We start from the raw sequence: 20,814 nt of genomic DNA, 5'->3' as shown, positions 1-20,814 counted from the left end.
AACCGGGCCCCACCTACCCGAGCCGACGGTTTCACCCCCCACCTCTTGACGGTTTTGCCTCCGGTGCGCTGTGCGCGCGGTCACCCCGGTCCTAGCGTCCGGCGCGACCCAGTACCGGCACCAGAAAGGGCTGTCATGCAGGTCGACGAGCTGTTGAAGCCATTCCCCATCAAGGAGTTCCACCCGTTCCCCCGGGCGCTGATGGGTCCCGGGGCGCACGAGATGATCGGCCCGGAGGCACTCAAGCTGGGTTTCAAGAAAACACTCGTGATGACCTCGGGCCTGCGCGGGACCGATATCGTCCACAAGATCGTCGAATCGATGAAGTACCACGGCCTTGAGGTCGTCGTCTACGACAAGGTCGAGTCGAACCCCAAGGACTACAACGTCATGGACGCTGTGGACCGCTACCGGCAGAACAATTGCGACAGCTTCGTCTCGATCGGCGGCGGCTCCAGTCACGACGCCTGTAAGGGTGCGCGCATCTCCATCGCCCATGACGGCCGAAACATCAATGAGTTCGAGGGCTTCAACAAGTCGGAGACCCCGCAGAACCCGCCGCATATCGCGGTCTCCACCACCGCCGGAACCGGCTCGGAGACCTCCTGGGCCTATGTCATCACCGACACCACGACCGACCCGGAAAACCCGCACAAGTACGTCGCATTCGACGACTCGTCGGTCGCCACCCTCGCCATCGACGATCCGGTGCTCTACTACGACTGCCCGATCGACTACACCGCGCAATGTGGTTTCGACGTGCTCGCCCACGCGTCCGAGCCCTACGTGTCCCGGCTGAACTTCCACCCGTCGCTGGGCAACGCGCTGCATGCGGTCAAGCTGACGGCGCAGAACCTGCGCGCCGCGGTCTGGAACGGCCAGGACCTGGCCGGCCGCGAGGGCATGATGTATGCGCAGTACATCGCCGCGCAGGCGTTCAACTCCGGTGGTCTGGGAATCATCCATTCGATCTCGCACGCGGTGTCGGCCTTCTATGACACCCACCACGGCCTCAACAACGCGATCGCCCTGCCCCGGGTGTGGGCGTTCAACATGCCGGTCTGCTACGACCGGTTCGCCGACATCGCCGAGGCGATGGGCATCGACACCCACGGCATGACCAAGGTGCAGGCCGCCGAGGCGGCCCTCGCCGCCTCGATCCGGCTGCTGCGCGATGTGGGCATCCCGGAGCGGTTCATCGACATCACCCCGGACAGCTACTCGAAGAACCGGCTCGGTCAGGGCCCGACCAGGTACTACGAGAACCGCGCGCAGATCAAGGGCGACGCGGCCGACGTCGACGCGATCACCCACCACGTCCTCGGTGACGCCTGCACCCCCGGCAACCCGAAGGAGTGCACGTTCGAGACCGTCCGACCGGTCGTGGAGCACTGCATGACCGGCGACCTGGACGATCTGCTCGGCTGACGTCCGGCGCCCCCGCACCCGTCCACCGCAGCCAGCGGGCTCGTTGCGCCCCGCCCCGGGTACTCGGGGAGCCGACAGGCCCGCCGGCTGCGTCCATCTCGGAACCCGCGAGCGCGGTTCCGGCGCAGCCGCCGCGGCCGGCCCCATGGACCGCGGCGCACGGAAGGAGCACTGCGTGTCCGAAGATCTGGCCGATGTCGCGGCGAAGCGCGGCGAGTCGGCGAACGCCCCGTTCGAATCCGTCGCTGCCGTGATCGAGGCGCTGCAACGACAGGGCTATATCGCCGACACCCGCCTGGCGACCACGGTGTTCCTGCTGACCCGGCTGGACAAGCCACTGCTGCTGGAGGGGCCCGCCGGGGTCGGCAAGACCGAGTTGGCCAAGATGCTCGCGGTCGCCACCGGGCGCAGGCTGCTGCGCCTTCAGTGCTACGAGGGCCAGGACGAGACCAAGGCGCTCTACGAGTGGGACTACGGCAAGCAGTTGCTCTACACCCAGATCCTGCGGGAGAAGATCGGCCAGGTGGTGGCCGACGCCCCCGACCTGCACGCGGCCGTCGAGCGGATCGGCACGCAGGAGAGCGTGTTCTTCTCCGAACGCTTCCTCGCCCCGCGTCCGCTGCTGGAGGCGATCCGGTCCCCGGAGCCGGTCGTGCTGCTCATCGACGAGGTCGACCGCGCCGACGAGGCGCTCGAGGCGGTGCTGCTGGAGACGCTGGGCGAGTTCCAGATCTCCGTCCCCGAGATCGGCACGTTCACCGCCCGCCGACGCCCCTACGTGCTGCTCACCTCCAACAACACCCGGGACCTGGCCGCCGCGCTCAAGCGCCGCTGCCTGCACCTGTTCCTCGACTACCCCACGGCGGAGCGGGAACTGGAGATCGTCCGGTCGAAGAAGACGGGCCTGGGTGACGCGCTGGCCGAGGAGTTGGTCAACGTCGTACGCGGGCTGCGCGAACTGGAGCTGCGCAAGGCGCCGAGCATCTCCGAGACCATCGACTGGGCACGCACGCTGGCCGTGCTGGGGGTGGACGAGCTCAGCGCGCAGGTTCTGTCGGACACCGTGTCCGTCGTCGTCAAGTACGACAAGGACGTCCGCAAGGCCCTGGACGCGTTGCCCCGGCTGGTCGATCCGAACGCGGTCATCTCCGACCACGGCCACGGCCACGGGCACGGCCACGGCCACGGGCACGGGCACGGCCACGACGACCCGGGGGACCTGGACGGCGCACGGGTGCGCGCGGCCCGCGACCAGCCGGGCCGGCACGGCGAGGCCCTGTACGGCACCCCGGGACCGATCGGCGACACCGGCCCGGCGAAGCCGCGCACCGTCACGTCCGGGCAGGGCAGCCGGTCGTTCGGGCTCGGCCGCAAGCGGGCCCGGTGAGAGCGCGGTAGGCGGACTGCAGATGGAAGCGAGCATCCACCGTTTCGTCCGGCTGCTGCGGCGGCGCGGGGTGCGGATCTCGGTCTCCGAGGCACTCGACGCGATGAGCTGCGCGGGCCAGCCCGGCATTCTCGCGCACCGGGACCTGCTCAAGGCGGCGCTGCGAGTCGCGCTGATCAAGGACCGGCGCGACGAGTCGACCTTCGACGAGGTGTTCGATGCGTTCTTCGCGCTGGTCAAGGTCGGCGAGACCGAGCACGGCCACGGCCACGGGCACGGCCACGGTGACCTGTCCGACCAGGGTGCCCTGGAGAACTTCACCCTCTCCGAGACGCCGAGCGAGAGCCCGCAGCAGGACCACAACCACGGCAAGCCGGTCGATATCCGGGACTTCTTCGATCCCGAGGACCTGGCCGAGCAGTACAACCTGCACCAGGAGGCCAACAAGATCGACCTGGCCGCGCTGACCGACGAGATCGTCTTCTCCAAGGACAACGCCACCGGCCAGGTGAGCGAGGGGCACCGGGTCCAGATCGAGACCGACCGGCTCTCCGGGGCGGGACTGCCCGGGGACGTCTCCACCGCGACCGGGACCAGGGTCGACGCCGACCTGTCCGTCGCCCAGCAGGAGGCGCTGCTGGGCTGGCTCACCACCGCCGAGGAGGAGGTGGCGCGCGAGGAGGGAATCGAGGACGACCTGACGGCCCTGCGGCGCAGACTCTCCGGGGTGCTGGCCAACCTGCCCGAGGCGATCAAGCGGCATCTGGAGCGGCTGCTGGAGCTCGAGCAGCGGATCCTGGAAGGCACTGCGGGCGCCGGGGACGACGAGCCGCGAGTCGTCGAGATCGACCGGGCGGGCGAGGCGGAGCGGATGCAGCTGGAGGACTCGCTGCGCAGGCTCGCCACGACGCTGCACGGTGCGCTGACCCACCGCCGTCGCGTCTCACCGCAGGGTCGGATCGACTCGGGCCGCACGATGCGCCGCAACATGCGCTTCGACGGCGTCCCCTTCACCCCGGTCACCGTGCGGCGCATCGAGGACAAGCCGCGGCTGGTGGTGCTGGCCGACGTGTCACTGTCGGTGCGCGCCACGGCGCGGTTCACCCTGCACCTGGTGCACGGGCTGCAGGATCTGTTCGGGCAGGTGCGCTCGTTCGCGTTCGTCGCCGACATCGTCGAGATCACCGAGCTGTTCGCCGACCACCCGGTGGAACAGGCGCTGGGCCAGGTGTTCGGCGGGGAGTTGCTCGACGTCGACGCCAACTCGCATTACGGGTTCGCGTTCGGGAGGTTCCTCGACGAGTACGGGTCGGCGGTGACCCGGCGCTCCACGGTGCTGGTGCTCGGGGACGGCCGCGGCAACGGCAACGACCCCAACATGGCGGCGTTCATCGAGCTCACCCGGCGGGCCCGCGAGACGATCTGGCTCACCCCCGAGCCGCGCTACTCGTGGCGGCTGGGCCGCTGCGACCTACCGGCGTACGCGGAGCATTGCGACCGCGTGCGAGTGGTCCGCGACCTCACCGGCCTGGAGCAGACGGCGCACGAGATGGCCGGCGAGCTGATCGGCCGATGATCCTTCTCGACCGGCTGGACAATGATCTCGCCGGGTGGCTCGCCCGCACCCTGGTAGGCCCCGGGCTGCTGCACCCGGTGGCCTTCGAGGCGGCGTTCGTGGCCGTCGTGACCAGTGCCGCACCCGACCCGGACGAGGCGTGGTTCGCCTTCTACCGCAACACCCTCGCCGCGCTGGAGGGCACCGCCCGGCCCGGCGGTACGAACGCCGAGCTCGCCCCGGTGCACGCCCGGGCCGCCGCACTGACCGTCGGGCACGACGTGGTGGAGCTCGGATCGTGCTTCGGCTTCCTGTCCCTTCGGCTCGCCGCGGCGGGGCACCGGGTCACCGCCGTCGACGTGTCGGCGGGTACGGCGACGCTGCTGGCCCGCATGGCGCCGCGGCTGGGCCGCCGCGTCGCCGCGCTCGCCGGGGACGCCTGCGCGGTGCCGCTGGCCGACGGCTGCGCCGACACCGTGCTGGCCGTGCACCTGCTCGAACATCTGCCCGAGGCCGCCGGGGACCGGGTCCTGGCCGAGATGCTGCGGCTGGCCCGGCGCCGCGTCGTCATCGCGGTGCCCTACGAAAAGGTCCCGAACGCGATCTGGGGCCACGTTCGCCGGTTCGACCATGCGACGCTGCGGGCGCTGGGCGAGTCCAGCGGGCATCCGTTCCGGGTGAGTGACCATCACGGCGGCTGGCTGGTCATCGACCGTGACCAGCCGTCCGGCGCGGCCTGTCCCGATCGGGTGGCAACGACACCCAGCGTCGCGGCGTGTCGCACCGCTTTCGGGCGTGAGGGTTCGGCTACGGTGCGCGCATGGCGGAGTTGTCCACCGACCGGGGGCGGCGAGGCTGATGGGCGCGGGGCAGCCCCGCCCTGGTGACGCCGGGTGGGATGGGTCGTGCCCCCAATGTGGCCGACGCCCGCGAACCGTCGCGGCCGCGCACCGGTTGCGCACGGATCTGGCTGTGACGTGGCTGGTGCCCGGTTCGGCCGGGCTGGTCATTCGTGGGTTCTGTCAGGACTGTGCGCCGCGTGGCCCGGTCGCCGAGGTGGCCTGTGTGTACTGCGGGGACGGCCCGCTGCTGACGGGTGAGCTCGCCGGCGTCGATCCGATCACCGATCCCGGCGTCGCCGGATGGTTGAGCTCACACGACTGGCAGCTGAACCCGGGCCCGACGTGTCCGCGCTGCCTGCGGCGGCGCCGCCGGTGAGCGGCGGGCCGTCGCTCACCGGGCACGGTCGGCCTCCTTCTCCCGCGGCGGGTTCAGTGTGACCCACAGTGGCCAGCCGACGAACCAGATCGCGACGACCGCGCCGCCGCGGGCCGCCCAGCTCCAGAACGGATCGTCGAACCAAACCTGCGGGGCCGGGATCCCGATCCTCGCGACGGTGGCGATGACCAGCATGACGCCCATCGCGATCGCCCACGCGATGGCGGCCTTGCCCCATTCTCGCCACTCGTGGACGACCTTCGCCGTGCCGTGCTGCGGGGGCCGCGGCGGGGGCGGGCCGCCGGCGAAGCGGTGGGCGAAGCGCGCGTCGGCCCAGCGCACCATCGAATGTCCGAACGCCACGGTGAAACCCAGGTAGATCGCGGCGAGCCCATGGGTCCCTCCCGGCTGCGAGCCGCCGGCGACATCGGCGATCGACGCCGCCACCAGCACGACGTCGAGCAACGGCACGCACAGCAGCAGCACCGTGCTCAGCCGCCGCTGCCGCAGCACGTAGCGGGCGAACAGCCCCGCACCCAGCAGCACCCAGAAGCCGACCTCGCAGGCGGCGATCAACAGCAGCAGCGGATTCTCGTTCAGGAGCGTCCCCACGTCCGTCGAGCCTGCCGCCGATCCGACTCCCGGTCGTCGGTCCTCCCACCGATCTTCACCGGGCGCGGGGTACATCCTTCGTCGGACGTCGGGTGCCCGCCGGCGTGCTGAGATGGACGTGTGATCGCGCTGGGTGCCCGTCGAGTCCCCGAGCGGCGGTGGGTCCAGGACGGCATGGTGGCCGTCGGCTATCTCGGGATCGGGCTGCTGCTGCAGTGGATCGTGCCCGAGGTCCGGATCAACTGGGGGCCGCCCGGACCCGAACCTTCGATCTGGGTCTCGGCCGGGGCGCTGGCGCTGGCCTGCCTCGGCCAGACCCAGCGGCGGACCCGGCCGCTGCTCGCGCTGGCCTTCGGCGTCCTGGCCGTGCTCTGCGGGCCGCTGCTGACCGGTACGACCGCGCTGGGGATCCTGCTGGTCTTCGCCGACCAGCTCTACTGCGCGGTGCTGTACACCCCGCACCGGGCCAGCTGGGTGGTATCGGGCGCGGCGGCGGTCGCGGTCGTCGGCGCGGCCGGGTTCAGCCTGGTCCACGAGGGTGGGCGGGCCGCCCTGCTGAACCTTCTCAGCCTGTGGCTGATCCTGGTCGTGCCCGTGCTGTGGGCGGCCGAGGTGCGCCGCCACCGCGAACAGGCCGAGGCAGAACGCGCCCGCGCCGAGGCGGCCCAGCGGATGGCCGAGCTCGACCGCGCCGCCGCCGTCGCCGCCGAGCGCGCCCGGATGGCCCGCGACCTGCACGATGTCATCGCCGGGCAGCTCTCCGCGATCGCGCTGCAGTCCGAGGCGGCCCTCTCGCTGGCCGGCGCCGATCCGGCGACGATGCGGCGGGTACTGACCTCGGTGCGGGAGAACAGCGTCGCCTCACTGGCCGAGATGCGCACGATGATCGGGCTGCTGCGCGCCGACGGCGCGACCGAACCGCGCACCGCGCCTGGCCGGCTCGACCAGCTTGCCCCCCTGCTCGACTCGGCGCGGGCCAGCGGGCTGCGGGTGGAGCTGGTCGACGAGCGGCCCGTGGGACAGGCGGCCGCCGCCGGGGTGGAGCTGGCCGCCTACCGGATCGTGCAGGAGGCGCTCACCAACGCGGCCAAGCACTCCCCCGGCGGCGCGGTGCGGCTGCACCTGCGCCACGACGACGGACGGTTGGTGATCGAGGTGACCAACGAGCTGACCGCGGGGTCCGGCGGGGCCGGCGGTACCGGGACCGGGCTGCTCGGGCTGCGCGAACGCGCCCAGGCGGTCGGCGGGTCGCTCGCCGCAGGCCGGGAGGCCGAGGTCTGGCGGCTGCGGGCCGAGCTGCCGGTCGACGCGCCGGGCTCGGCGGTGGCGAGACCCGCCGGGGGGAACCAGTGAGCATCCGGGTGGTGGTGGCCGACGATCAGGCCGCGGTGCGGACGGGATTGGTGATGATCCTGGAATCCGCGCCTGACATCGAGGTCGTCGGCGAGGCGGCCGACGGAGCGCAGGCGGTGCGGATGGCCACGACGCTGCAACCCGACGTCGTGCTGATGGACATCCGGATGCCCGGCGTCGACGGCATCGAGGCAACCCGGCAGCTCATGACCGCCCAGCAGGGGCAGGTCCTGGTGCTCACCACGTTCGACCTGGACGATTACGTCGACTCCGCGCTCGCGGCCGGCGCCGCGGGGTTCCTGCTCAAGTCGGTCGACGCCCCGCGGCTGCTCGACGCGGTGCGCGCGGTCGCTCGCGGGGATGGCGTGCTCGCTCCGGAGATCACCCGCCGGGTGATCAGGCGGTTCGCCGCGGGCGGAAGGGCCGCGCACGCCGAGGTGCCGGGGCTGGACGAGCTGACGCCGCGGGAGACCGATGTGCTGGCCTGCCTGGGGCGCGGACTGTCCAATGCGGAGATCTCCGCCGAGCTCGTGATCAGCGAGGCGACCACGAAGACCCACGTGTCGCGCGTGCTGACCAAGCTCGGCCTGCGCTCGCGTACCCAGGCCGCGATCGCTGCCCAGACCGCGGGCCTCGTCCCCTGAACCGGCGTTCGTGCCGCCCGGCCATCACTCCGGCCCGTCGCCCCGCCCGTCCACCCAGGCCGTCGCTCCGGGCTTGATCGGCGTTTCGGCGGCCGGAGCCGCGAAAATCGCGGCCGCGGCTTCCCACATGCCGATCATGATCGGGGTCGGGCGGTCCGCAGGGCGCGTCCGGTCAGGACCCTCGCCAGGTGACGGCGGTACTGCGGGGTAGCCGCGATATCCGCCGGCGGATCGGTGTCCTGATCGGCCAGCAACGCCGCCTCCTCGATGGACGCCCCGCGGGCGAGTGCGGCCTCGGTGGCCGAGGCGCGCAGCGGGGTGGAGCCCATGTTGACCAGCCCGATTCGGCCATCGGCGACGGCAACGCCGACGATCGCCCAGTCGTTGGCCCGCCGGGTGAACTTCTCGAACGCCCAGCCCGCCGATCCGGTGTGCGGCACCCGGACCTCGACGATCAGCTCGTCGGGCTCCTTCACCGTGGAGAACACGCCGGTGTAGAACCGCGTGATCGGAACGGTGCGCTCGCCGCGCGGGCTGCGCAACACGACGCTCCCGTCCAGGGCGAGCACCGCCGCAGGCAGGTCCGAGGCGGGGTCGGCGTGTGCCAGCGAGCCGCCGATCGTGCCACGGTGGCGCACCTGCGGATCCCCGACCGTGCGGGCCACCGCGGGCAGCAGCGGCACCTCGGCGGCCAGTAGTTCCGAGATCTCCAGACTGTGGTGCCGGGTTCCGGCGCCGATGGCGATCTCCGGCCCGTCGGCGCGAATGTAGTCGAGCTCGCCGAGCCGTCCGATGTCGACGACGAGCTCGGGCGCGGCCAGCCGCAGCTTCATCACCGGCAGCAACGAATGCCCACCCGCCAGGATCGTGGCGTCCTCACCGTGCTCGGCCAGCAGCGCCAGCGCGGCGTCGACCGAGTCGGGCCGGGCGTAGTCGAATCCGACGGGGATCACGCGCCCGCCTCCCTCGTGGAGAACCCCGGCGCGGTGCGCGCGGCGTCGCCCTCGGCCTCCGCGCGCGGTACGGCGTCCGGGTCCTTTCCGGCCGCCGACAGCACGGCGCGGACGATGTTGTGGTAGCCGGTGCACCGGCAGAGGTTGCCCTCCAGCCCCTCCCGGACGTCACGTTCGGTGGGGTCCGGGTTCTCGGCGAGCAGACTCACCGCCGCCAGCACCATTCCCGGCGTGCAGAAGCCGCACTGCAGGCCGTGCTCCTCGCGGAACGCCCGCACCATCGGATGCGGCTGGTCGCCGGGCGAGAGGTCGGCGAGCCCCTCCAGGGTGGTGACCGACTGCTGATCGGCCTGCACCGCAAGCACCGTGCACGACTTCACCGACTGGCCGTCGAGCAGCACGGTGCACGCGCCGCACGACGTCGTGTCGCAGCCGATGTTGGTGGCCTTCAGCCCTACGTGCTCCCGCAGGTAGTGCGCGAGCAGCAGCCGCGGCTCGACGTCCGCGCTGGTCGACTGGCCGTTGACGGTGATCTCCACCTTCACCCTGGTGCTCACTTGGCGCCCTCCGCAGCGGCCTGGATGGCCTCCCAGACCCGTAGCGGGGTGGTCGGCATGTCGATGTGGCGCACGCCCAGGTGCGACAGGGCGTCGACGACCGCACTCTGCACGGCCGGGGTCGCGCCGATCGTGCCCGCCTCACCGACTCCCTTGTACCCCAAGGGATTGATCGGCGTCGGCGTCTGCATGTCGACGAGGTCGAAACTGGGCAGCTCGGCGGCCGACGGGAACCCGTAGTCGGCGAACGTGGCGGTCAGCGGCTGGCCCTCGGGGTCGTAGACGACCTCCTCGAGCAGCGCCTGCGAGATGCCCTGGGCGATGCCGCCGTGCCGCTGCCCGTCGAACAGCAGCGGGTTGAGCACGGGGCCCGCGTCGTCGACGGCGAAGAGACGCTCGACGGTGACCTTGCCGGTCTCCCGGTCGACCTCGACCACCGCGACGTGCGCGCCGAACGGGAAGCTCGGCTTCTGGCCGTCCCATACCGTGTCGACCCGCAGCGGCTCCCGCTCGGCGAGCTGGGCGAACGTCAGGCTCTTCGCTCCCGGGACGCCCCGGACCGCGATGGCCGCGTTCGCCTTGTCGACCTCGAGATCGTCCACATTGGCCTCAAGGAGGTCGGCGGCGCGCTGCTTGGCCAGCTCGACCAGCTCCCCGGCGGCCTGATACACGGCGACGCCGCCGGTCTGCAGGCTCCGCGAGCCCATCGTCCCGGACCCCTGAGGGATCAGGTCGGTGTCGCCGTGCTTCACGGTGATCTTCTCGATCGGGATACCGAGGTGCTCGTTGGCGAGCATGGCCCATGCGGTGGCGTGGCCCTGGCCGTGCGGGGAGGTTCCGGTGAGCACGGTAGCGGTGCCGTCGGGATGCACCTCCACCGCCGCGTTCTCGGCGTACGCACCGCCCCCGGTGATCTCCACATAGGACGAGACACCGATGCCGAGCAGTGTGGTGTCGCCCCGCTCGCGGCGGGCGGCCTGCTCGGCGCGCAGCTGCGGGTAACCCGCCGCGGCCAGCGCCTTGTCGATGGCCTTGGCGTACTCGCCGCTGTCGTACTGGACCCCGCCCTTGGTGGTGAACGGGAACGCGCCGGGGGCGATCACGTTGCGCTTACGGACCTCGGCCGGGTCCATACCGATCTCGGCGGCGAACAGGTCCATCGCCCGCTCGATCGCCGCGGTGGCCTCGGGACGTCCGGCGCCACGATAGGCGCCGATCGAGGTCGTGTTGGTGACGACGACCCTGGCGCGGGTCTCGAGCCGCTCGATGTCGTAGGTGCCGGGCGCCATCATCCGGGTGAACTGCGGCAGGAACGCGCCCAGCCGCGGGTAGGCGCCCGCGTCGGCGAGGATGTCGAGCCGGTAGGCCTTGACCGTGCCGTCGCGGCTGCCGCCGATCGTGATGGTCTGGCGCTGCGCGCGCCCCTGCACCATCCCCGTCATGTTCTCCGAGCGGCTCTCGGACCAGCGGACCGGCCGCCCCTGCAACTTCGCCAGATGCACGACGAGCGCGAACTCGGGGTCGGCGCCGATCTTGGCCCCGAAGCCGCCGCCGACATCGGGCAGCACGACATGGACGAGGTCGCGGTCCAGCCCGAGCCAGCGGGCGATCTCGTCCCGGGCGCCCTGGGCGTTCTGGTTGGAACAGAAGACCGTGACGCGGCCGTCGGCGCCCCAGGCCGCCGCGGCCGCCCTGGTCTCCAGCGGGGCCGCGGCCAGCCGCTGGTTGACGATCTCGCGGCTGACGACGACCTCGCAGTCGTCGAAGAGGTCCGCGGCGGGCTCGTCGTCGATGCCGTGGGCCGCGGCGGTATTCGTGCCGACCTCCTCGAACAGCAGCACCTCATCGGTGGCCGCGGCGGTCAGGTCGATCACCGCGGGCAGCGGGTCGTAGTCGACCTCCACCAGCTCAGCGGCGTCGGGGCCCTGGTAGAGCTCCTCGGTGAGGACGGCCGCCACCGGCTCCCCGACGAAGCGCACCTTCTCGGTGGCGAGCCAGGGACGGCGCATCCCCCGGTTCGCCCCCGGGAACAGCAGCACGGGGTCGAGGCCGAGATCGGCGCCGGTGTACACCGCGACGACGCCGGGGGCCTGCCGCGCGGCCTCGACGTCGATCGCGGTGATCCGTGCATGCGCCAGCGGGGAACGGACGAACGTCAGGTACAGGGCTCCCGTCAGTCGCTCATCGGTCAGGTCATCGGTGTAGGTGGCGCCCCGGGTGAGGAACACCGGATCCTCGGTGCGGACCACGCGCGTGCCCAAGATGCTCATCACGCCCGAGCCTATCCCCCACCGTGAGTGCGGAGCAGCGTTAGAACACTGTTACGCACTCACAGGGTCGCTCCACCAGGGACGGTGCGTCCAGAGCGACGACACGGGACCGTGCCCGGCACCGAGCGGATAGGAGTGCCGGACGGCCTCGACGATGTAGCGCTTCCCGAACGCGACCGCTTCCGGCGGCGACATCCCACGGGCCAGACCGGACGCGATCGCCGCGGCCATCGAGTCGCCACCGCCGTGCGTGTTGCCGGTGTCGAAGCGCGGGCCCGCAAGCTCGGTGAACGTGCGTCCGTCATAGAGCAGGTCGACGCAGCGGTCGGTGTCCTCACGCAGGTGTCCGCCCTTCACCAGGACGAACCGCGGACCCAGCCCGTGCAGCACCTTCGCCGCCTCGTACTGGCCCGCACGGTCATGCACATCGATGCCGATGAGCAGCCGCACCTCGTCGAGATTGGGGGTGACCACCGTGGCCCGCGGGAACAGCAGGGTGCGGAACGAGTCCAGCGCCGAGTCGGCGAGCAGCTGGTCGCCGTGCATCGACGCCGCGACGGGGTCGATCACCAGCGGGGTGGCCCGGCCCGCGCCGATACCGTTCGCGTCGCAGGCGTCGGCCACCGCCGCGATGATCTCGGCCCCGGCCAGCATCCCGGTCTTCACCGCGTCCAGGCCGATATCGCTCGCCACGCTCGTGATCTGGGCGGCGACCGTCTCGGGCGGGATCGGATGCACCCCGGTCACGCCGACCGAGTTCTGCACGGTCACCGCGCAGACCGCGAGGCAGCCGTGCACCCCGCAGGCGGCGAACGTCCGCAGATCGGCCGCGATCCCGGCACCACCACCCGAGTCGGTGCCCGCGATCGTCATCGCGCGCGGCGGGGCGGTTCCGATCGGCCGTTCCACGCTCCTCACTCCGTCACCGGAAGGTAGACGCGTCCGGTGAACTCCCGCGCCTTCTCCGCCATTCCGGCCTCGATCGCCTCGACGCTGGTCAGCCCGTGCGCCTCGGCGTAGTCCCGAACGTCCTGGGTGATCTTCATGGAACAGAACTTCGGGCCGCACATCGAGCAGAAGTGCGCCGTCTTCGCCGCCTCGGCGGGCAGGGTCTCATCGTGGAAGGACCGCGCGGTGTCCGGGTCGAGCGACAGCGCGAACTGGTCGGCCCAGCGGAACTCGAAGCGCGCCTGAGACAGTGCGTCGTCGCGGGCCTGGGCCCGCGGATGCCCCTTGGCCAGGTCGGCCGCGTGTGCGGCGATCTTGTAGGTGATCACACCGGTCTTGACGTCGTCCCGGTCGGGCAGGCCCAGATGCTCCTTGGGGGTGACGTAGCAGAGCATCGCCGTGCCGTGCTGGGCGATCGTGGCCGCGCCGATGGCGCTGGTGATGTGGTCGTAGCCGGGCGCGATGTCGGTGGCCAGGGGACCGAGGGTGTAGAACGGCGCCTCGTCGCACCACTCCTCCTCCAGCCGCACGTTCTCCGCGATCTTGTCCATCGGGACGTGGCCGGGACCCTCGATCATCACCTGGACGTCGTGGGCGCGCGCGATCGCGGTGAGCTCGCCGAGGGTTTTCAGCTCGGCGAACTGGGCCTCGTCGTTGGCGTCGGCGATCGAGCCGGGACGCAGCCCGTCACCGAGGGAGAACGTGACGTCGTAGGTCCGCAGGATCTCGCACAGCTCCTCGAAGTGGGTGTAGAGGAACGACTCGCGGTGATGCGCAAGGCACCAGGCGGCCATGATCGACCCACCGCGGGAGACGATCCCGGTGACCCGCTTTGCGGTGAGCGGGACATAGCGCAGCAGCACGCCCGCGTGCACGGTCATGTAGTCGACGCCCTGCTCGCACTGCTCGATCACGGTGTCGCGGTAGATCTCCCAGGAGAGTTTCGCCGGATCCCCGTTCACCTTCTCCAGCGCCTGGTAGATCGGCACCGTGCCGATCGGCACCGGGGAGTTGCGCAGGATCCACTCCCGGGTCTCGTGGATGTTCCTGCCGGTGGACAGGTCCATCACCGTGTCGGCGCCCCAACGGGTCGCCCACACCATCTTGTCGACCTCCTCCTCGATCGAGGAGGTCACCGCGGAGTTGCCGATGTTGGCGTTGACCTTCACCAGGAACCGCTTGCCGATGATCATCGGCTCGGATTCGGGGTGATTGCGGTTGGCCGGGATCACGGCCCGCCCGCGCGCCACCTCCGAGCGAACGAGTTCGACGTCGATGCCCTCGCGGATCGCGATGAACCGCATCTCGGGCGTGACGACGCCGGCCCGCGCATAGGCGAGCTGGGTGACCGCGCCGCCGATCGGCTCGCGGGCCGCGATCCACGGCTCACGCACCCGGGGCAGCCCGGCGCGGATGTCGAGCTGTGCGCCCGGGTCGGTGTACGGGCCCGAGGTGTCGTAGACGTCGTGGTGCTCGCCGGTGGACAGCGCCACCCTGCGCACCGGGATCCGCAGTCCGTCCGGACCGTCGAGATAGACCTTCCGCGAGCCATGGATCGGGCCCGTGGTGATCGTCGGGCGGACGGTCGCGTCCTGCAGGAACGACGAGGTCATGCTTCCTCCCTACGCCGGCATTACCCGGACAGGTTCTGCGGTCGGCGGCACCAGCCGCCCTCTCAGCCCGCTGAGTTACGAGCTCCCGCGCGTGTTCACGTGTCTCCCGACCGTAACGGGCACCAGACCGGCTCGGTACCACGGCCCCTCCCGGCGCACGTCACGCTCGGCACCGTTCGGACGCGCAGGAGCGCCACGCCACCGGCCCCGCCCGGAATAGCCACCGCCAGGAACGGGTTTCGGGGCATATGAGCGTGAACGTTGCGTACGCGCTGAGCCCGACCGCATGGGTGCGCAAGCAGACCGAGACGATCCTCGAGACCGGCACCACCGACGGCGTCGAGATCAACGGCAGCCCCGTGGTCCTGCTGACGATGCGCGGCGCGAAGAGCGGCAAGCTACGCCTCGTGCCGCTGATGCGGGTGGAACACGACGGCTCCTACGCGATCGTCGCCTCGCGCGGCGGGGCCCCCACGCATCCGGCCTGGTACCACAACGTCAAGGCCGAGCCGCGCCTGCAGTTACAGGACGGCGCCGTCACCGGCGAGTACGTCGCCCGTGAGGTGAGCGGCCAGGAGCGGGCCCAGTGGTGGGAGCGCGCCGTCGCGGCTTTCCCGGCCTACGCCGACTACCAGACCAAGACCGACCGGATCATCCCGGTCTTCGTTCTCGAACCCGCAGGTCACACCGACCTGTGAGTGCGTAACAGTGTTCTAACACTGTTACGCACTCACAGCGACGATTGGCGGGGTCTGGCCGGCTCGGACGGCCGGCGCGACCGCGGCGAGCACCGCCGTCGTCACGATCCCGGCCACCACCACGGCCAGCTGCGACCACGGGATCGTCCACGACTCCAGACCGGCGTCGAGGGCGCGCACCCCCAGCAGCCCGTACGCCGCGCCGATCAGCGCCCCGACCACGGCCGCGGCGAGCCCGCAGAGCGCCGCCTCCCAGGCGATCATCGACCGGACCCCGCGGCGGGTGAGCCCGACGGCCCGCAGCAGGCCCGTCTCCCGGGTCCGCTCGGTGACCGACAGCATCAGCGTCACCCCGACGCCGACCACTGCGACGAGCACCGTCATCCCCACCAGACCCAGCCCGATCAGCCGCGCGGTGGCCAGAGTGGACTCCAGCTCCGCCCGGAGATCACCCGCGTAGCTCACGAGGGCATCGGGCCCCAGCGCGCGGTCGACGGCGCCGCGGGCCGCGGCGATGTCCACACCGGGCGCCGGGTCGATGAGCACCTGCTCCGCCTCGGCCCGCACGCGCAGCGCCGGGTGCGTCCCGAGCCGCCGCGCCAGCGCCGCCACGCTGCCGGGATCCGACGCGGTGACGATGATCTCGGTCGGGAACTGCCGGGCGATCGTGCGCTGCGCACCGGCCTCGGTCTGGGCCAGCGCGACGAGCAGCGCGGAGGTCAGCCCCACGCCGAGGGTGAGTACCGCGATGGTGGCCGCGGTGCGGCGCGGCACCTGCCTCGCGTTCGCCACCGCGAGCCGGCCGGGGCCTCTGCCGAGCGCCGCGACCGCCCGCCCGGCCGTCGCCACGAGCGCTCCGACCAGCAGCGGCCCCGACGCGACGAGCGCCGCGAACCCCACCAGCCCCGAGACCGCCAGCATCACCAGCGCGAGTTCGCCGCCCCCGCCGGTCACGGCGAGGACGGCGAGCCCGGCCGCGACCATGCCCAGCCCGGCGGCCACCATGACCCGCGGGCCGCGGCGCGGAACGCCGGTCTCCGCGGCACCGGCTGCGCCCAGCGCCGCCACGGGCGGTGTCCGGCCCGCCGCGACGGCGGGGACCAGCGCGGCGACGACCGTCGCCGCCACGGCCATCAGGCCCGCCGCGGCGATCCCGGGCCACGGCACGACCAGCGCCGGCGCGTCCAGGCCACCCAGCCGCAACGCACTGACCAGCGCGTAGCCCGCCGCCACCGCCACGCCGGCACCCAGCACGCCCGCGACCACCCCCGACACCGTCGCCTCGGCCAGCACGGCGCGCACGAGCTGGCCTCGACCGGCCCCGACACACCGCAGCAGGGCGAGCTGGGTGCGGCGCTGGGTGAGGACGATGCGGAACGTCGAGGCGACGACGACCGCGGCCGCGACCAGCGCCAGACCCGCGAACACCGACACCCCGGCCAGCACCGCATCCACCGTGCCCGAGGCCTGGCGCGCCTCCGCCGCGCGCTGCTCGGCCGAGGTGCGCACGGCATCCGGGGCGCCGAGCACGGCGCCGATCGTGATTTCCGCGTCCACTTCGGACGAGGTGACGTCCACCTGGTCCAGCGTGCCGCCGAGCGTCGCCACCGCATGCGGCAGCGCGATCAGGCTGTTGACCGCCTCGGTGGGCAACGCGACGACGCCGGTGACCACCACCTGACGCGGTGACGTCGGAGACTCGACGACCAGCCGGGTACCGGGGCGCACCCCCGTGCGCTCCGCGGTGCCCGCGCCCACCGCGACCTCGTCGCCGGCGGCGGGTAGCCGCCCCTCCTGCGCTCCGCTCGGCAGCCGGGTCAGCGGCCCGCCCATCGGGTCGGACCCGAGCCGCCACATCCCGGCCACCCCGGGGCCGCGGACCGAGGCGAAGCGCGTCCACACCCCCACCGCCGCGGTGACGCCGTCGACGGCGGCGACCCGGTCGACCAGATCGGCGCGCGCGGCGTCGGGCAGGCGCTCCGGCAGCACGACGGCGGCGGCCGCGGTCGGCGTCTGCATGCTCGTCGCCGTGAGGTAGCTGCGCATCGTCTCGCCCAGCAGCAGCGTGCCCGCGGCGAAGACCGTCGCGACCGTGACGGCCAGCCCCGTCAGCAGCAGCCGCCCCGGACGCCTTCGGGTCTCGGCGAGCAGCGCCGCGGATGCAGCGTTCACGCCGTCACCCTCGCCAGCGCCTCGACGACGGTCTCGGGCCGCGGATCGGCGACGGCACCGGCGAGCCGCCCGTCGCGCAGCAGCACCACCGCGTCCGCGAACGACGCCGCGACCGGATCGTGGGTGACCATGACGACGGTCTGGTCGAACTCGCGCACCGAGGTCCGCAGCAGCTCGAGCAGCTCGTGCCCGCTGGCGGTGTCGAGGTTGCCGGTGGGTTCGTCGGCGAACACGGCATCGGGCCGCCCCAGCAGGGCCCGCGCGACCGCCACCCGCTGCTGCTGACCACCGGACAGCTGCGCCGGGCGGTGGGTGAGCCGGTCGCCGATCCCCAGCAGCTCGACCAGCCGCGCCCGCCACGCCGGATCGACGCGGCGGCCGGCCAACCGGGCCGGCAGGTCGATGTTCTGGCCGGCGGTGAGCTGCGGGAGCAGGTTGAACGACTGGAACACGAAGCCGATCCGGTCGCGGCGCAGCGCGGTCAGCTCGGCGTCGCGGCAGCGGCCGAGGTCGGTGCCGCCGAGCAGGACCTGGCCCGAGGTCGGCGTGTCCAGCCCGGCCAGGCAGTGCATCAGCGTCGACTTGCCCGAGCCGGACGGGCCCATGATCGCGGTGAAGCGCGCGGCCGGGATCTCCAGGCTCACCCCGTCGAGGGCGCGCACGGCCGCGCCGCCGTGCCCGTAGATCTTCACCAGGTCCACGGCGGATGCGGCCGACACGGCGTGCCGCGGCGGGTCGAGGGTCGTCACACGTCCTCCTGAACGGTATGGGTTGTCACGGATCGCAGGAGCGGGCGGCTGGCCGCCGACGCGGCGAGGACGAGGGCGAAGCCGCCGAGCAGCACGCCGCCGAACAGCACCAGCCCCGACGGCGCCGACCCGGTGGTCGGCCCCGCGAACGGGGAAGCGCACAGCAGGCCGAGGGCCAGCGCGATCCCGGCGTTGACGAGCATCGGCAGCACCGTCTCGGCCCGGCGTGCCCGGTCGAGCACCCGCAGCGGGGTGCCGGCCAGCGCCAGCATCCGCAGCGGCCTGCGGTGGTCCAGGACGCGGGCGGCGGCCGCGGTGCCGGTGGCCGTCGCGGCGATCACGAGGGTGCCGACGAGCACGACGAGGGTGCCGCGGCGCACGTCGCCGAGCAGCACGGTCTCCTCGGTAACGGCCTCCTCGTCGGTGCGCACGAGCACGCCGGGGACGAGCACGCCCAGCGCGGTGCGGGCGCGGTCGCGGTCGGCCGCATCGGCGGGGCGGACGGGAACGGCGACCGTCCCCTCCCGGAGGCCCGTCCCGGGCGGGCCCACCTGCGCCGCGATGCCCAGCGCGTCGAGCCGCTGCGCGGCCGCCGCCGTCACCGCCGCGCCCCGCTCGGCGGGCACCCGGACCCACAGCGTGTCCGGGTCCTCGCCCGACCCGCCCGGGAGCATCGCCGTCAGCGGGGCCAGGAAGGCGCCGACGAAGACGGCGAGGGTCGCCCCGGCCAGCGGCCGGAAGGCCGCCTTGGGGTCGTCGAGCAGCCGGCGCCCGGCCAGCAGCGCGGGCGCCGAGCGGGCGCGGCGGGCGAGCACGCCGCCGAGCAGTCGCACGACCAGCGGCCCGATCAGCGAGCTCGCCCCGAACAACGCCAGCACCCCGATCCCGAACACCAGCCCGACGAGGTTGGACGGCGCGGCTCCGATCGCCTGGCTCGCGAGCACGAACACCGCGACGCCCGCGGCGAGGCCGATCAGCCGCACCAGCCGCGCGCCCTGCGGGCGGTCCCGCCGGACGACGCCGAGCGGGGTGATCACGACCCGGCGCAGCCCACCGACGGCGGACCCGGCCGCCAGCAGCGTCACGCAGGCCAACGCGGCGAGCGCGGCCAGCGGCGCGGGGCGGACGTCGGCGGAGAACCAGGTGCTGCCCGCCAGCGAGATCCGGGCGATCACGGGCGCCAGCAGCCACTCCGCGGCGATTCCGAGCACGGCCGCCCCGGCGGCCACCGCCGTCACCTCGGTCACCGCCGCTACCGTGACCTGCCGCCGCGACGCGCCGAGCAGCCTGAGCGTGGCCAGCCGCTCGGTGCGCCGGGCCGCGCTCAGCCGGGCCGACGCCCCGAGCAGGCTCGCGACGGGGAAGCCCAGCAGCGCGAGGGCCACATAGGTGAGCTGGCGGTAGGCCTCGGCGAGCCCGAAGCCCTCGCCGGGGCGGTCGAACCCGGCGACCGCGACCACCTCGGATCGGACCGGCGCGGTCAGCACCGGGTCGCCCGCGGGGCGTCCGATGACGGCGACCAGCTCGTCCGGCCCGAGCAGCCCGGCATCGCCGATCACTCCGGTGGGCACCGTCACCGGGTAGCGCGCGGCGAGCGCGTCGGCGGGCGTCCTGCGCAGCAACTCGGCCAGCGCGGACGAGACCCACAGCTCACCGGGCCGCGGCATCCGGGGCAGCCCGGGTGGTCCGGCCGCGTCCGGACGCGGGTCGACGATGTCGATCTGCTGGATGGCGCGGTCGGCGACGTGGTCGGTGCGCACGAGCAGCCGGGCGACCGGGGCGGTGCCGGGTGGCGCCGCGGCCGGAGTGCGCCAGCCCGTCCGCTGCTCCCGGGCGTCCAGGCCGTGCAGCGTGCCGAGCGCGAACGCCAGCAGCGCCGTCGCCACCGCCACCCCCGTCGCGACCAGGCCCGCGGCCGCCCAGGCGGAGCGTCCACCTGCGCGCAGCAGCCGCAGGCTCAGGGCGATCACGGTGCGGCCTCGGCAAGCCCGGCGGTCGCGATCCGGCCGTCGCGGATGACGACGGTCCGGTCACAGGCGGCGGCGACCTCGGCGTCGTGGGTGACAACGACGAGTCCGGTGCCGGTGCGGCGGGCCAGCCCGGTGAGCAGCGCGACGGTCTGTCCTCCGGTCACCGAGTCGAGCGCGCCGGTCGGCTCGTCGGCGAACACCACGGCGGGCCGGGCCACGAGCGCCCGTGCGATCGCGACCCGCTGTTCCTGGCCGCCGGAGAGCTGGCCGGGCCTGCGCTGCTCCAGCCCGGCGAGGCCGAGGGGGCCGAACCATTGGGCAGCGCTGGCGACCGCCTCCCGGCGCGCCATCCCGGCCAGCAGCAGCGGCAGCGCGACGTTCTCCACGGCGGGGAGCTCGGGCAGCAGCTGCCCGAACTGGAAGACGAAGCCGAACCGGTTGCGGCGCAACGCGGTTCGCCGTTCGTCGGACAGATCATCGATCCGCTCACCGTCGAGGAGCACCCGACCCTCGTCGGGAACGAGGATCCCCGCGAGGCAGTGCAGCAGCGTCGACTTCCCCGACCCCGACGGCCCGGTCACCGCGACCGTCTCGCCGCGGTGCACCGTCACCGTGGCCGAGGCCAGCACCGTCACCGCGCCGAACCGCTTGGTCACCCCGCTGGCGGCCAGCACCGGTTGTGCCGCG

General features: G+C 72.8%; 18 protein-coding genes and 1 riboswitch. Of the genes, 8 read left to right on the top strand and 10 right to left on the bottom strand.

Annotated elements, in window-relative coordinates; all coding sequences use genetic code 11:
• The first annotated feature begins 135 nt into the window (after nt 1-135).
• The 5 genes from mdo (at nt 136) to ACFQE5_RS14675 (ending at nt 5,588) form a co-directional block, all read left to right on the top strand.
• Nucleotides 136-1,428: an NDMA-dependent methanol dehydrogenase gene (gene mdo / locus ACFQE5_RS14695; RefSeq protein WP_379585507.1), complete on the top strand. Its 1,293-nt coding sequence runs from the start codon at nt 136-138 to the stop codon at nt 1,426-1,428.
• A 175-nt stretch (nt 1,429-1,603) separates the two neighbouring features.
• Complete coding sequence (locus ACFQE5_RS14690) at nt 1,604-2,815, top strand: AAA family ATPase (protein WP_379585505.1); 1,212 nt, start codon at nt 1,604-1,606, stop codon at nt 2,813-2,815.
• 22 nt (nt 2,816-2,837) lie between these two features.
• Nucleotides 2,838-4,391, top strand: a complete 1,554-nt coding sequence (locus ACFQE5_RS14685; protein WP_379585504.1) for a VWA domain-containing protein — start codon at nt 2,838-2,840, stop codon at nt 4,389-4,391.
• The gene (gene mftM / locus ACFQE5_RS14680; protein WP_379585503.1) at nt 4,388-5,257 is read left to right on the top strand and encodes a mycofactocin oligosaccharide methyltransferase MftM; all 870 of its coding nucleotides are present in this window, start codon (nt 4,388-4,390) and stop codon (nt 5,255-5,257) included. Before ACFQE5_RS14685 ends, mftM begins: the two co-directional genes overlap by 4 nt.
• A gap of 85 nt (nt 5,258-5,342) precedes the next feature.
• Nucleotides 5,343-5,588 (top strand): hypothetical protein, encoded by a 246-nt coding sequence (locus ACFQE5_RS14675; protein WP_379585502.1) that lies wholly within the window; start codon nt 5,343-5,345, stop codon nt 5,586-5,588.
• A gap of 15 nt (nt 5,589-5,603) precedes the next feature.
• Here ACFQE5_RS14675 and ACFQE5_RS14670 read toward each other — a convergent pair whose 3' ends face one another.
• The gene (locus ACFQE5_RS14670) at nt 5,604-6,200 is read right to left on the bottom strand and encodes a hypothetical protein (protein WP_379585501.1); all 597 of its coding nucleotides are present in this window, start codon (nt 6,198-6,200) and stop codon (nt 5,604-5,606) included.
• A 120-nt stretch (nt 6,201-6,320) separates the two neighbouring features.
• Here ACFQE5_RS14670 and ACFQE5_RS14665 point away from each other — a divergent pair, with 120 nt between their 5' ends.
• Nucleotides 6,321-7,553 carry a sensor histidine kinase gene (locus ACFQE5_RS14665; RefSeq protein WP_379585500.1) on the top strand — a complete coding sequence of 411 codons (1,233 nt, stop codon included), beginning with the start codon at nt 6,321-6,323 and terminating at the stop codon, nt 7,551-7,553.
• A complete protein-coding gene (locus ACFQE5_RS14660; protein ID WP_379585498.1) occupies nt 7,550-8,197 on the top strand; it encodes a response regulator in 648 nt (215 codons plus the stop codon). Before ACFQE5_RS14665 ends, ACFQE5_RS14660 begins: the two co-directional genes overlap by 4 nt.
• A 134-nt stretch (nt 8,198-8,331) precedes the next feature.
• Here ACFQE5_RS14660 and ACFQE5_RS14655 read toward each other — a convergent pair whose 3' ends face one another.
• From ACFQE5_RS14655 to thiC, 5 genes are all read right to left on the bottom strand, one after another.
• A complete protein-coding gene (locus ACFQE5_RS14655; RefSeq protein WP_379585496.1) occupies nt 8,332-9,150 on the bottom strand; it encodes an FAD binding domain-containing protein in 819 nt (272 codons plus the stop codon).
• Nucleotides 9,147-9,695 (bottom strand): (2Fe-2S)-binding protein, encoded by a 549-nt coding sequence (locus ACFQE5_RS14650; protein ID WP_379585698.1) that lies wholly within the window; start codon nt 9,693-9,695, stop codon nt 9,147-9,149. Before ACFQE5_RS14650 ends, ACFQE5_RS14655 begins: the two co-directional genes overlap by 4 nt.
• Nucleotides 9,696-9,703: 8 nt before the next feature.
• On the bottom strand, nt 9,704-11,977 hold the full coding sequence (locus ACFQE5_RS14645) for a xanthine dehydrogenase family protein molybdopterin-binding subunit (RefSeq protein WP_379585495.1): 2,274 nt from the start codon (nt 11,975-11,977) through the stop codon (nt 9,704-9,706).
• Nucleotides 11,978-12,028: 51 nt separating this feature from the next.
• The gene (gene thiD, locus ACFQE5_RS14640) at nt 12,029-12,850 is read right to left on the bottom strand and encodes a bifunctional hydroxymethylpyrimidine kinase/phosphomethylpyrimidine kinase (protein ID WP_379585696.1); all 822 of its coding nucleotides are present in this window, start codon (nt 12,848-12,850) and stop codon (nt 12,029-12,031) included.
• 41 nt (nt 12,851-12,891) lie between these two features.
• Nucleotides 12,892-14,538, bottom strand: a complete 1,647-nt coding sequence (gene thiC, locus ACFQE5_RS14635; protein ID WP_379585494.1) for a phosphomethylpyrimidine synthase ThiC — start codon at nt 14,536-14,538, stop codon at nt 12,892-12,894.
• Nucleotides 14,528-14,637, bottom strand: a riboswitch (TPP riboswitch). It overlaps the preceding gene by 11 nt.
• Nucleotides 14,638-14,786: 149 nt before the next feature.
• On the opposite strand from thiC, the gene ACFQE5_RS14630 reads away from it, so the two are divergent.
• The gene (locus ACFQE5_RS14630; protein WP_379585493.1) at nt 14,787-15,236 is read left to right on the top strand and encodes a nitroreductase family deazaflavin-dependent oxidoreductase; all 450 of its coding nucleotides are present in this window, start codon (nt 14,787-14,789) and stop codon (nt 15,234-15,236) included.
• 24 nt (nt 15,237-15,260) lie between these two features.
• Here ACFQE5_RS14630 and ACFQE5_RS14625 read toward each other — a convergent pair whose 3' ends face one another.
• From ACFQE5_RS14625 to ACFQE5_RS14610, 4 genes are read right to left on the bottom strand one after another with little or no spacing between them, the layout of a single operon-like run.
• Nucleotides 15,261-17,408, bottom strand: a complete 2,148-nt coding sequence (locus ACFQE5_RS14625) for an FtsX-like permease family protein (protein ID WP_379585491.1) — start codon at nt 17,406-17,408, stop codon at nt 15,261-15,263.
• Nucleotides 17,405-18,157, bottom strand: coding sequence for an ABC transporter ATP-binding protein (locus ACFQE5_RS14620; protein ID WP_379585489.1), 753 nt, complete (start codon nt 18,155-18,157; stop codon nt 17,405-17,407). Before ACFQE5_RS14620 ends, ACFQE5_RS14625 begins: the two co-directional genes overlap by 4 nt.
• The gene (locus ACFQE5_RS14615) at nt 18,154-20,127 is read right to left on the bottom strand and encodes an FtsX-like permease family protein (protein ID WP_379585487.1); all 1,974 of its coding nucleotides are present in this window, start codon (nt 20,125-20,127) and stop codon (nt 18,154-18,156) included. The genes ACFQE5_RS14620 and ACFQE5_RS14615 overlap by 4 nt, the downstream gene beginning before the upstream one ends.
• A complete protein-coding gene (locus ACFQE5_RS14610; RefSeq protein WP_379585694.1) occupies nt 20,124-20,801 on the bottom strand; it encodes an ABC transporter ATP-binding protein in 678 nt (225 codons plus the stop codon). The genes ACFQE5_RS14615 and ACFQE5_RS14610 overlap by 4 nt, the downstream gene beginning before the upstream one ends.
• Nucleotides 20,802-20,814: the final 13 nt, after the last annotated feature.

It is taken from the genome of Pseudonocardia hispaniensis, from assembly GCF_042658695.1.
In the GTDB taxonomy this organism is placed as follows: Bacteria; Actinomycetota; Actinomycetes; order Mycobacteriales; family Pseudonocardiaceae; genus Pseudonocardia; species Pseudonocardia hispaniensis.
This window is presented reverse-complemented; position numbering and strand designations above follow the sequence as displayed.